Here is a 12567-nt window from a genome sequence, read left to right on the forward strand (position 1 = left end):
GTGAAAGCCGCCGCCGCTCAGGTGCCCGAAGGCGCGGGTCTGCAAGACGCCGACGCATCGCTTCCGTACCTGGTGCTCCGGGATGACGTGCCGGCTGTGCAGTCGAAGGCGGTCGTGCCGATGTATGCCTTGTCGGCGGGAGGAAGCGCCAAAGCGTGGATAACGCCTGCCGGAGAAGGCGGCATCCGGTTTACCGAAAGGTACGGCAGAACGTACCGCGGCAGCTTCGAGCTCAGTGTGTTCAACAAGAAGCTTGCCGTCGTCAACGAGCTGCCGTTCGAGCAGTATTTGTATTCGGTCGTCGGCGGCGAGATGCCGGCATCCTGGCCCGCCAACGCTTTGAAGGCGCAAGCGGTGGCGGCGCGCAGCTATGCGCTGAATAAAGGCTTCGGCTTCCAGATCGCACATGTCGTCGATACCGTCCTCAGCCAGACCTACGGCGGCATCGGCTTCGAAAAGCCGACGACGATTGCGGCCGTCGACGCGACGCGCGGCGAGGTGCTGATGTACAAGGGACGGGTGGTGGAAGGCGTGTTTTCCTCCAATGCGGGGGGGATGACCGCTGATCCTTCCGAAATATGGGGCAGCAGCGTCGCCTATCTCGGCAGTGTGCCGAGTCCAGACGATGTGTCAGAGAAAGGGCTATATAAATGGTATCGGCTGGCGCTGCCCGACAGCCGCACGGGTTATGTCCGTGAAGACCTGCTGGTTCCGACCGGCACCAAGACGGCTGCAGGCAGCGACATCATGAAGATCAAGGGCGACGGCGTGGCGGTTCGGGCGATCCCGCTTATTCAAAGCGGCGTGGAGCCGGTTGCGCGCCTGAATGACGGCGTCCGTGTCGTGGTGCTGGAGCAAACGGTGCAGTCGAACGAGATGACCTGGGTTCGCGGTCCTTTTGGTTCGGAAGCGCTGATTGCATCGATGAAAGGCAAGACCCTACAGACCATATCGGGAGCGATCCGGACGCTCGAAATCGATACGCGCGGTCCTTCCGGACGGGCGACCGGTCTGCTAGTGAACGGAGCGAAGGCGGGCGTGAAAACCCCGGACACGCTGCGGTCCGCCCTCGGAGGATTGCCCAGCACGCGGTTTGAGATCGATGAAACCGGACGACTTTCCGTTCTGAACGGCAGCGGCGCAGTCAGAGAAAAGCCTGGCGATTCCCAGCCACTCTATGCGCTGGGGGCGAACGGCAGCGTTCAGGAACTGAAAAATCCCGGACTTTATATCTTGAATGGCAGCGGCGAATTGCGCGCCGCGACGAAGGAGCCGGCATTTCGATTTACCGGAACGGGCTTCGGGCATGGCGTCGGGCTGTCGCAATGGGGGGCCAGGGGACTGGCCGATAAAGGGTATGATTACCAGATGATTTTGAAATACTACTATAAAAACGTGACGATCGAGAAGGAATGACGGGGAACAGATGAACGTTAACGATTTCGATTTTGAACTGCCGGAGGAATTGATTGCACAGACGCCGTTGGCTGAACGCACCGCTTCCCGCCTGCTTGCGCTGGACAAGCGGTCCGGAGAGGTCGCTCACCGGACGTTCACCGATCTGAAGCAATATTTGCGTCCCGGCGATACGCTGGTGCTGAACGATACGCGCGTCCTCCCGGCAAGGCTGCATGGCATCAAGCCAGACACGGGAGCGCGGATCGAGCTGCTGCTGCTGAAGCAGCTCGAGGGCGATCGCTGGGAGACGCTGGCAAAGCCGGCCAAAAGGCTGCGTCCCGGCGTCGAGCTCTGGTTCGGCGACGACGGACAGGGCGGTCCGCTGCTACGGGCGACGGTTGAGAGCGAAGGCGAAACGGGCGGTAGGGTTGTTGTTTTCCGTTACGAGGGCATTTTTCACGAGCTGCTGGACAGGCTCGGCGAAATGCCGCTGCCGCCGTATATCCGGGAGACGCTGGCCGATCGCGAGCGCTATCAGACGGTATACGCGAGGCACGAGGGATCGGCTGCGGCGCCGACCGCGGGGCTTCATTTCACTGCGGCTTTTTTGGAGGAGTTAAGAACGCAGGGCGTGAATACGGCATTCATCACGTTGCACGTGGGGCTAGGCACGTTCCGGCCGATGTCGGCCGAGCGGGTGGAGGACCATGTCATGCATGCTGAATATTACCAGCTGGACGAAGCGAATGCGGCTTTGATCCGGGAGACGCGGGAGCGCGGCGGCCGGATCGTCGCGGTCGGCACGACCTCCGCTCGAACGCTCGAGACGGTGGCCGGCCGCTTCGGGGCGGGGGGCGTCCGCGCTTGCAGCGGATGGACCGACATTTTTATTTATCCGGGTTATCGGTTCGGCTTGGTTGATGCGCTGCTCACCAATTTTCATTTACCGAAATCGACGCTTGTTATGCTGGTCAGCGCGCTGGCCGGACGCGCAACAACATTGAGGGCCTACGCGGAAGCGGTGGAACGGCAATACCGTTTCTTCAGCTTTGGCGATGCAATGTTCATTTATTAGGAATGGAGGATGATCGTGGCGATAACTTACGAATTAATTAAGGTATGCAAGCAATCGGGGGCGCGGCTCGGACGCGTCCACACTCCGCATGGCGTTATTGAAACGCCATGCTTTATGCCCGTCGGCACGCAGGCGACGGTCAAAACGATGAGCCCGGAAGAGCTTAAGACGATGGATGCCCGGATTATTCTGAGCAACACGTACCATCTTTTTCTGCGCCCGGGGCACGAGTTGATTGCGAGGGCCGGCGGTCTGCACAAATTTATGAATTGGGACCGGGCCATCCTGACCGACAGCGGCGGTTTTCAGGTGTTCAGCTTGAGCGAGATGCGCAAAATCACCGAGGAGGGCGTCCAGTTCCGCTCGCATTTGAACGGCGACAAGCTGTTCCTGTCACCCGAGAAAGCAATGGAAATCCAGAATGCGCTCGGTTCCGATATTATGATGGCGTTCGATGAATGCCCGCCGTTTCCGGCCGAATACGGTTACGTGAAGCGGTCGATCGAACGGACGAGCCGGTGGGCCGAAAGATGTTTGCAGGCGCATGCCCGTCCGGAGGATCAAGGGCTGTTCGCGATTGTTCAGGGCGGCGAGTACGAAGACCTGCGCAAGCAGAGCGCAACCGATTTGACTTCCATGGATTTCCCGGGGTATGCTATTGGTGGACTGAGCGTCGGCGAACCGAAACCGATCATGTATCGTGTTCTGGATTATACGGTTCCGCTTTTGCCGTCCGGCAAACCTCGTTACTTGATGGGCGTCGGCTCACCGGACGCCTTAATCGAAGGCGCGATCCGCGGCATCGACATGTTCGACTGCGTACTGCCGACGCGGATCGCGCGTAACGGCACCACCATGACGAGCAAGGGCAGAGTTGTCGTGCGCAACGCTGCGAACGCCGAGGATTTCGGTCCTCTGGATCCGGCGTGCAACTGCTACACATGCCAGAACTACTCGCGCGCCTATATCCGCCACCTATTGAAGGCAGACGAGACGTTCGGAATCAGGCTAACGACATATCACAATCTGCACTTTTTACTCCAGCTCATGAGAGACGTACGGCAAGCGATTATGGAAGACCGGCTTCTTGATTTCCGGGATGAATTTTTCGCCCAGTACGGCTTGAATGATAATGACAAAGGGTTCTGAGGGGAGGGTTAATCGATGTGGCTTGCTTCAGGTACAGGGGGATCAGGCGGACTGGTAGGCATGATTTTACCGTTTGTTCTAATGTTTGCAGTCTTTTATTTCTTGCTTATTCGCCCGCAGCAGCGTAAGTCGAAACAACGGAATTCGATGCTTAGCCAGCTGAAGAAAGGCGATAAAATCACGACGATCGGCGGCCTGCACGGCACGATCATGGAGATCACGGACGATACGGTCGTTCTTCGCGTTAACGATACGACGAAGATGACGTTCGACCGCAGCGCGATCAACAACGTCGTGCAGTCGGCGCCCACGGCTGCGGAATAAAGGTACATAACGAAAAGTCCTGGCCATTGGCCAGGGCTTTTTTCGTTTAACGCTTCTCCCCCGCTGTTCCGCACAGCCATACCGCGCGGATGGACAATAGGGATCATTTCCCGGGCAATGATCAGGCGGCAGGGAGCCGTAGCCGCCGCCGCAGCTATGCGGGCTCGCGGGCTCCTCCATGCTTACGCATTAATGCCAAAGCCGTTTCGCCGTACAGCGGTCCTGTCAGCCACACAGTGATCTGTCAGCGTCCGGTTCCGACTCCGAACATTCCGCCGAATGCGCCGGCAGGCACCGCAAACGCGAACAGCATCCAGGTGTCCTTGGAGAGCGGCGCATCGGCGGCGAGAAAACCGATCGATACGATGATCAGCGCGTATACGATACCGAGCGTACCGCCGTAGTGCCAACCTTTGCGGCCGGCTTTTCTGCCGCATGCGAAGCCTCCCGCCAATGCCGCAACGGCATGGGTTATTTGCGCAATCAGAGGCAGGTTGGCTTCCTGCATGCCGGTGAAGCGCAGCGTAAGCGAGAGCAGTAGCGCGCCGGCGCCGAGCCAGATTGCGGCCACTGCAAGCCCGTACAACAACGGTGAGCCCGCCCGCACTTTCGTGACCGTTTTCATTGGATTAACCATGGGTCATCCTCCTTTTCAAAAGGCTCGTGACAAGCCCTTTTGGTACACCTTATTGCCAGCCCGGCCAAAATAGAACCCAATAACGGGTCGGCGCGGTGCGGCGCGCATAAAAACAGCGTTACCAGCATTTGAGATGGCTGCCGCCGAATGGCCTATGCGCCGCACGGCAACAATATCGGATACAAAAGGACGGGTCAGCCGGGCCTGACTATGCCTAAGGAGGCGACTGCGGTGCAGGACATCGGAGCCTTGATTCTGCGCACGATCTTAACGTATTTCGTGGTCTTTTTCGTCATGCGGATGATGGGCAAGCGAGAAATCGGTAAATTGTCGGTCTTCGACCTTGTGATTTCCGTCATGATCGCCGAGATCGCCGTGTTCGTGATCGAGGATACGGACAGGCATCCTTTTCATTCGTATGTTCCGATGGTAACGCTGATGATTATCCAGATCGGTATTTCACTCATCATTATGCGGTTTCGGGGTTTGCGGATGATGTTCGACGGAAAACCAACCATCGTGATCGCCAAAGGTAAGCTCAACCGGGAAGCCATGCGCAAGCAGCGGTACAATCTTGACGACCTGATGCTGCAATTGCGCGAGAACAAGATCGCCTCCATCGGGGACGTTGAATTCGCCATTCTTGAAACAAGCGGCAAGCTGTCGGTCATTAAAAAAGAAACGCCGATCAGGCTGTCCCGGCCGGCAACCTACGCATCATACGCAAGTCTGCTCGACGATCACCGCATTGATGAGGAGAAGGAGCCGATTTTTCCGCCGAAGTTCCGTTTCGAGATGTTGCCGATTCCGCTGATTATGGATGGGAAGGTTCAGGACGACAACCTGGAGAAGCTCGGCAAAAACCGGTTCTGGCTCAAAAACGAGCTGCAGCAAAAAGGCTCGGCTGAATTCAAAGAGGTATTTCTGTGCACGATCGATCATAACGGAAAGCTGTTCATTGATTATGCCAGGAAGCCGAACGGGCAAAGTTAAGTGCCGCGCGGCCGCTTGAACAGCCGTCCGATGAACGGGATTCGGGCGACGTCGTGACGGTCGATCACGTTCAGTCGTATCATCAAAAGCAAATAGACCGCTGTGCCGGCCGCCGCCGCCAGCATGAGATTGTGCCACTCGGAGGGCAGCAGCATCCGGTTCATGACGAATTGCGAGGCCGCGCCCATCACGATCATCGCTGCGCCCACCTTCACGAAATCGGGAAGCTTCATCCGAAACCCGACGGAGCGAAGGACGCCGATGCCGTGCAGGACCGTGACAAGCACAATGTTGACGTTGATCGCGATCAGGGCGCCGTAAATGCCGAACTCCGGCCGGGAGGCAAGCTGTACGATCAGCACAAGCTTGACGGCGGCTCCGATGAAGGTGTTGATCAGCGCCATTCCGGGTTTATTCAAAGCCTGCAGCGCGGCCTGAAGCGGCGCCTGCAAATAAATGAACAAGGAGACGAGCGCCATCAGCTTTAACATTGGCGCGATATCGGTGTGGCCGTACAGCACCCGGCAGATCGGCTCGGCAAACAGATACATGACGACCGCGAACGGAGCGCCGGTTACGAGCGCAAGCCGCATCGATTGATGCAGCCGTTTGTGAATAAGCGCCTTGTCGCCCTTGGCCGCAGCCTCCGACAGGGAGGGCACAAGCGAGACGGCGAGCGAGTAGGTGAGCGCGGTGGGCAGCAGAACGACCGGGATGATCATCCCCTGCAGGGCGCCGTATTGCGCGGTTGCGACCCCTGTCAGGATGCCCGCGGCGGCCAGGCTGCGGGCGGTAAGAATCGATTCCAGCAAATAGGACAAGGAGCCGACCAGCTTGCTGCCCGTCACCGGAACGGACAGTCCGAGCAGCTTGCCGAGTACGCCGTCGGCGCCTGCCTTTTGGCCGCTGCCGCCCGCCGGTTGACCGCTCTCCTGATAAGCCCGCTTGCGCTTCTCGAGCCAGAATTGGACGGCCAGTACGGCGAGCCCGCAAAGCTCGCCGATGACGACGCCGAGCATCGCGCCCGCAGCCGCCCATTCGATGCCGTAAGGGAGAAACCGGTAAGCGAAATAAAGCACGAATACGATGCGGAAAAGCGTTTCGACGACCTGCGAGAGCGCCGAGGGCACCATATTTTGCCGTCCCTGAAAATAACCCCTCAACACGGAGGACACGGCCGTAACGAGCAGCATCGGCAGCATATACATAAATGTGTGATAGACACGTGAATCGGTCAGCACCCGCGTCGTAATCCAGGGGGCCAAGGCGGCCGACACGGCGGTAAAGACGACCGCCAATGCGACCGAGAGGCCCATGGCGGTGCGGAAAATCGCCTTTTCTCCGGCCCGGTCGCCTTGCGAGCCGGCTTCCGCCACCCATTTGGCCACCGCGAGCGGAATGCCGCCGGTAACGATGGTGATGAGCACGATCATGAAAGGATAGCCGAGCTGATATAAGCCAACCCCTTCCGCGCCGATGATGCGCGGCAGAGCGATGCGCGGAATAAAACCGAGAATCCGGTTGATGACGCCGGCCGCCAACAATATCATGGCGCCTTTAATGAACGTTTGCTTGCTCACCTGTGCTCCCTCATCTCCTGTTTGGCTGCGGGCAGGATGCCCGTACTCCATGTGTATGCGGCCTGTCCGCAGGCATGCCGCCTTTTTCCCAAACGGTGCGCTGCAGCAGGAAATCGCAGCCTGGCAGAGAAGTTATATAGACGCTGGTCTTGTGAGGAGGCACGGTCCGTTGACAGACGAGGAATTGAACGCTACGATCGAATCGCTGTGCGAGAGCAAGATGGAGGAGTTTCGGCTGCTCGGCTACGAACATGTATCGGCCAAGCAAATATGGGAATGCGTCAGCGATAAGTACCATAAGAACGGTACGCCGGCGCTGCATCAGATCGTTAACGACATATTGTCGCTCAAGGTGACGGCGTTCATGAATTTTATGACGTTAAGCGCCTACCGGGGAACCCATTTTTGACAAGTGGGTTCTTTTTTTTGGCAAGATTTATATATCCCTGCAGGGACAAGAAAAGCCAATCGGAATAGGCTGCAGAACCCTGCTTCACTTTTTGGGATTATTTTGTTGGCACAACCTTGCTTTGACTAGGTTTTTGCACGCCGCTATAATAGGAATATTGAGAACTTAAGGGGGCTTACCGGGCTTTATGAACAGATTGCTGGCATTTGTGCTGATCGTAGCCATTACGCTGGGCGCGATCGGGTTTACGACTCCCGCTTTGTTGGACAAGGTTAGGCTTGGACTTGATTTGAAGGGCGGATTTGAGATTTTGTACGAAGCCGAACCGCTTACGCCCGGCGGAGAAATAACGAGGGATTCGCTGCGGGAGACTGCGGTCAGTCTCGAAAAACGCGCGAATGCGACCGGCGTGGCCGAGCCTGAGGTGACACCGGAAGGCACGAACCGGATTCGGGTGAAAATTGCCGGCGTCAGCGACGAGGCGGCCGTGCGTGAAATTTTGAAAAAGCCGGCCGAGCTTACTTTTCGCAGCACACGGGGCTGCAAGGCCGAAGAAGGCTTTTGCAACGTCGAGCTGCTCGGCGCAGATTTCAAAGAAAACGGCGCGAGCATTTACCAGAATCAATTGGGCGGCTGGGAAATTTCCATCTCGCTGAAAAGCCAATCCAAATTCGCGCAGGTGACGAGAGAAGTTTCACAGCTGCAGGATAATCGGCTGGCGATCTATTTAAACGACGAGCAGTTGTCCGCTCCGTCCGTCCAGCGTGAAATCAACAGCGAGAACGCATCGATCACGGGTACATTCACGCGCGAGGAAGCGAAACAAATCGCGGACACGATCAACCTCGGCGCGCTGCCGCTCAAGCTGACGGAGAAATACACGCAAAGCGTCGGTGCTACGCTGGGTCAGCAATCGCTGGATAAGACGATATTCGCCGGCGCGATCGGCGCAGTGTTCGTCCTGCTGTTCATGCTGTTCGTTTACCGGTTGCCGGGCTTGGTCGCCGTCATTTCGCTCGCCTTGAACACCTGGCTTGTGCTTACGGGCTTCGTGCTCCTGAACGCCACCATTACGCTGCCCGGTATCGCCGCGCTCATTCTGGGGCTCGGGATGGCAGTCGACGCGAACATCATTACGGCCGAGCGGATCAAGGACGAGCTTCGCAGCGGCAAAAGCCTGCTTTCCTCGTTGAAGGCCGGCTCCAAAAACTCATTCCGCACGATAATGGATGCCAACATTACGACGGCGCTGGCCGGCATCGTGATGCTCTTTATTCCGAACAGCTCGATCCGCGGATTTGCGGTGATGCTCCTTCTGGGAATTGTCGTAAGTCTGGTCGCCAACATGAGCTACTCCCGCTTGCTGCTTTATTTGCTCATCCGAAGCGGACGTTTTCAAAACAAACAGCTTTACTCCGTGAAGGAGAGTGAAATCCGTGCGTTATAATTTCGGGAAATTCGATTTTGTCAGCAAAAGCAAATATTTCTATATGTTTTCGATCGCGATAACGCTGCTCGGCATTTTGGTTCTGGCGATCAGCGGCTTGAATTATGGCGTCGACTTCCGCGCAGGCTCGAGCATGGATATCGCCGTCAGCCAAAATTTGCAGCCTCGTCAAGATGAAATCCATACGCTTATCCAAAAGGAAGAGCTGGGCCGATACAAGCTGTCGGTCGGAACCGATCGGGTGACGATCCGGTTCGACGACATTCTGACCGATAAGGAAGAAAATAAGCTGAAAACCGATTTCGCCGCCGCCTTCGACCCCACGGCTTCAGCGGAGGTCAACACGGTCGACGTGGAAATCGCGCGCGAAATCCAGACCAAAGCGATGCTGGCGGTACTTATCTCAAGCCTGGGAATTATTGTGTATGTAAGCATCCGGTTCGAGTGGCGGTTTGCGCTGGCTGCGATTGTCGCGCTGCTGCATGATGCTTTTATCGTGATCAGCATTTTTTCCATTCTGCAGCTTGAAGTCAACATTCCGTTCGTCGTGGCCATTCTCACGATTATTGGTTACTCGATCAACGATACGATCGTTATTTTCGACCGGATCAGGGAAAATCTGCGGTTCGCAAAAATCAAAAACAAGGCCGATCTAAACAAGCTGGTGAACGCCAGCGTGTCGCAGACGATGACGCGTTCGATCAACACCGTCGTCACCGTGCTGTTTGCCGCGTTGTGCGTGTTCATTTTCGGCGGGGAATCGATCAGACTTTTCTCGCTGGCCATGGTCATCGGGCTTTTGGCCGGAGCATACTCCTCCATCTTTATCGCCAGTCCGTTGTGGCTGATTATGAAAAGTAAAGAAAAGCCGAAAACGCCGGCCAAGTCTCAATCGGCGGTCTAAGCTTGCAAAGGGATGTGAAGCAGGTGGCAAAGCGTCGTCTGGTGCAGCGGAATACGGAGGCGGAGGCCGGGCTCTGGGGAAATGCCGGTCTCGCGCTGCTCAAAGGCGTTGCGGGCTGGCTGACAGGCAGCACCGCGCTGTTGGCGGATGCGTTCCGATCGGGTGCGGAAGCGGCACAATGCGGCGCGGCGGCCATCGGCGTGAGGGGAGCGAAGCGGCTTCCCCGGCGGGAGGCGGAGCCCGGAGGCGATGACGGCGCCGTTCAGGCATCGAATCTGGTCGTCGCCCTGCTGACGCTTGTGGTCGGTATTGAGATCGGTATTTCGGCCGTTCGCCATACGGCGGAAGGGCTGCCGGCCGCGCCGCAGTGGCCGGCGCTTGCCGTGATTGCCGCAGCATGGGCCATCAAAGCGGCTTTTTTCTCAGTCGGCGGGGGGCGTTTGGAAACGTATGCGTTGGCCGTCGTACTCGCAGGTACGGCCGGCGCTTGGCTGGGCGGAAGGCTGGGTCAGCCGTCGCTGCTCTACCTGGATTCAGCTGCTGCCTTTTTTGTCGCCGTTCTGGTGACGCTCCAAGGCTATCGGCTGATTGCCGCTGCGATGCCCGGCGGCAAGCCGGCCGGCTTGCCGCGGACGGATGAGGCCGAACTGAGGGAAACCGTACAGGGGGTTGAAGGCGTGATCGCCGTTCCGACGATTCGGGCAAGGGAGCAGGGGCACTATGTCGCGGTCGCCGCCGCCATAAGTGTAAACCCGCGGATTACCGTACTGGAAGGCCAGGAAATCGCCAAGCGGGTGAAGGATCAGGTGTTCAAACGATTTACTCATGTGACGGACGTGCAGGTGCAGGTCGATCCTTACGATCCCGGTTACCCGTATAAATCAAATCACGATCCGAATCAGGAGCATATGCCGACGCTGCTGCAATAGCGGCGGCGGCTATTAATCTTTGCGAGCGTTACTTGGCTTGATACAGGGGGATTACAGCGGTGTTGAAAGCGAAAACCAGATGGGATTTCGTCGCCCTGAGCGAGACGGAGGAACAGGCTGCGGCTGCGGTTGCCCGCGAGCTCGGCTTGGCGCCGTTGACCGCGAGGCTGCTGGCTCGTCGGGGCATACTCGATGCGGAAGCGGCCGGGCGTTATCTGAACGGCGGTCCGGAGCTGCTGCACGACCCGTTCCTGCTCAAGGACATGGGCGCAGCCGTCGATCGTATCAGGCAAGCGGCGGAGAGGGATGAGCTAATCCGCATTTACGGCGACTATGACGCCGACGGGGTATCAAGCACGGCGTTCGTCATCCGGCTGCTAGCAAGCCTCGGATGCCGTTCTGATTATTATATTCCCCACCGGACGTTGGAAGGCTACGGATTGAATGAGCAGGCGATCGATGCGGCGGCGCAGGCGGGCGTCAAGCTGCTCCTGACCGTAGATAACGGGATTAGCGCCGTCGACCAGATCGCTTACGCCCGCAGTCTTGGCATCGATACGGTCGTAACCGATCACCACGAACCGCCTGTAAGGCTGCCGGAAGCGGTGGCCGTCGTGAATCCGAAGCGAACAGATTGCCCATATCCTTTCAAGGGGCTGGCCGGCGTAGGCGTGGCGTTCAAACTCGGGCATGCCCTGCTCGGACGGCCGCCGCTGGAATGGGCGGAGCTGGCCGCGCTGGGTACGATTGCCGATTTGATGCCTCTGCGGGACGAGAATCGAATTCTTGTGCGGGTCGGTCTGGATCGGCTGAGGCGTACGGACAACCCCGGCTTTCTGGCGCTGGCCCAGGTCGGCGGCATGGAGCTGAGCGCGGTTACGGCCGAGACGATTGCCTTCGGGATGGCGCCGCGGGTGAACGCCGGCGGTAGACTGAGCCGCGCCGATATTGCGGTCAGGCTGCTGACGACCGGCGACCCGGCCGAGGCGCTGCGGCAGGCGGAAACGCTTGACGCGCTGAACCGAGAGCGGCAGACGCTGGTGGAAGCGATGGTGAAGCAGGCGGAAGCGGTCTGGGCGGCGAAATGCGCATCCGCCGCCGAATCGGGCATGCCGGAGCCGGAGGTCATCGTTGTCGCCGGGGAAGGCTGGAACGTCGGCGTCGTCGGCATCGTTGCTTCGAAGCTGGTTGAACGTTACTATAAACCGGCTTTCGTGCTCGGCATCGACGCGGAGAAAGGAACGGCCAAAGGCTCCGCGCGATCTATCGAGGGCTTCGATCTGCATGCCGCCCTTACGGCATGCGAGCAGCTGCTTGACCATTACGGCGGCCATCAGGCGGCAGCCGGTTTGACGCTGAACCGCGATCGGCTGCCGGAACTCGAGCGAAATCTGGACCGCCTGACGCGCGATCGGCTGTCGGATGAACACCGTCAGCGCAAGACCCCGGTAGATTTGATTTGCCTGGTGGAGGAAGCGGATCTGGAGGCTGCGGGCCAGATCGCCCTGTTGGAGCCGTTCGGAGCGGGCAATCCGCAACCGAGAATACTGATTGAGGGCGTGTGCCTGAAGGAGAAGCGGGTGATCGGCAAGGAAGGCAAGCACTTGCGTCTTGCCGTGCAGAGCCGCGGCGGTGTTCTGGAAGCGGTAGGCTTCGGCTTCGGCGGGCTCGCCGCCCAAATCTCCGATTCCGCCCGGATCGACCTGATCGGCGAACTGTCGG

The 12567-nt window shown here is 58.4% G+C and carries 12 protein-coding genes; 10 read left to right on the forward strand and 2 right to left on the reverse strand.

Annotation, left to right across the window (positions count from 1 at the left end):
• The 4 genes from BG52_RS03495 to yajC all read left to right on the forward strand — a co-directional run.
• Positions 1-1416 (forward strand): SpoIID/LytB domain-containing protein (locus BG52_RS03495; protein ID WP_036581812.1); only part of this gene is annotated, 1416 nt, incomplete at its 5' end.
• A gap of 10 nt (positions 1417-1426) precedes the next feature.
• Positions 1427-2473 carry a tRNA preQ1(34) S-adenosylmethionine ribosyltransferase-isomerase QueA gene (queA, locus tag BG52_RS03500; protein WP_036666833.1) on the forward strand — a complete coding sequence of 349 codons (1047 nt, stop codon included), beginning with the start codon at positions 1427-1429 and terminating at the stop codon, positions 2471-2473.
• 9 nt (positions 2474-2482) lie between these two features.
• Positions 2483-3622: a tRNA guanosine(34) transglycosylase Tgt gene (gene tgt / locus BG52_RS03505; protein WP_036581804.1), complete on the forward strand. Its 1140-nt coding sequence runs from the start codon at positions 2483-2485 to the stop codon at positions 3620-3622.
• A gap of 15 nt (positions 3623-3637) precedes the next feature.
• Positions 3638-3946 carry a preprotein translocase subunit YajC gene (yajC, locus tag BG52_RS03510; protein ID WP_036581802.1) on the forward strand — a complete coding sequence of 103 codons (309 nt, stop codon included), beginning with the start codon at positions 3638-3640 and terminating at the stop codon, positions 3944-3946.
• A gap of 244 nt (positions 3947-4190) precedes the next feature.
• Here yajC and BG52_RS03515 read toward each other — a convergent pair whose 3' ends face one another.
• Entirely contained in the window at positions 4191-4583 is a 393-nt protein-coding gene (locus BG52_RS03515) for a TIGR04086 family membrane protein (RefSeq protein ID WP_036581800.1), read from the reverse strand.
• Between the two features lie 294 nt (positions 4584-4877).
• Between BG52_RS03515 and BG52_RS03520 the strand changes: the two genes are divergently transcribed.
• The gene (locus tag BG52_RS03520) at positions 4878-5576 is read left to right on the forward strand and encodes a DUF421 domain-containing protein (protein ID WP_449578366.1); all 699 of its coding nucleotides are present in this window, start codon (positions 4878-4880) and stop codon (positions 5574-5576) included.
• Here BG52_RS03520 and spoVB read toward each other — a convergent pair.
• The gene (gene spoVB, locus BG52_RS03525; protein WP_036581798.1) at positions 5573-7156 is read right to left on the reverse strand and encodes a stage V sporulation protein B; all 1584 of its coding nucleotides are present in this window, start codon (positions 7154-7156) and stop codon (positions 5573-5575) included. The two genes, BG52_RS03520 and spoVB, sit on opposite strands and share 4 nt — an antisense overlap.
• 169 nt (positions 7157-7325) lie before the next feature.
• On the opposite strand from spoVB, the gene BG52_RS15165 reads away from it, so the two are divergent.
• The 5 genes from BG52_RS15165 to recJ all read left to right on the forward strand — a co-directional run.
• Entirely contained in the window at positions 7326-7565 is a 240-nt protein-coding gene (locus BG52_RS15165) for a post-transcriptional regulator (protein WP_036581795.1), read from the forward strand.
• A gap of 187 nt (positions 7566-7752) precedes the next feature.
• Positions 7753-9012 carry a protein translocase subunit SecD gene (secD, locus tag BG52_RS15170; protein ID WP_036581792.1) on the forward strand — a complete coding sequence of 420 codons (1260 nt, stop codon included), beginning with the start codon at positions 7753-7755 and terminating at the stop codon, positions 9010-9012.
• Positions 9002-9916 carry a protein translocase subunit SecF gene (gene secF / locus BG52_RS15175; protein WP_081793544.1) on the forward strand — a complete coding sequence of 305 codons (915 nt, stop codon included), beginning with the start codon at positions 9002-9004 and terminating at the stop codon, positions 9914-9916. The genes secD and secF overlap by 11 nt, the downstream gene beginning before the upstream one ends.
• A 23-nt stretch (positions 9917-9939) precedes the next feature.
• Positions 9940-10845 carry a cation diffusion facilitator family transporter gene (locus BG52_RS03545; RefSeq protein WP_051602279.1) on the forward strand — a complete coding sequence of 302 codons (906 nt, stop codon included), beginning with the start codon at positions 9940-9942 and terminating at the stop codon, positions 10843-10845.
• A gap of 59 nt (positions 10846-10904) precedes the next feature.
• Positions 10905-12567, forward strand: a 1663-nt coding sequence (gene recJ / locus BG52_RS03550; protein WP_081793546.1) for a single-stranded-DNA-specific exonuclease RecJ, incomplete at its 3' end; no start/stop codon positions are given.

This window comes from Paenibacillus darwinianus, from assembly GCF_000598065.1.
GTDB lineage: Bacteria > Bacillota > Bacilli > Paenibacillales > Paenibacillaceae > Paenibacillus_I > Paenibacillus_I darwinianus.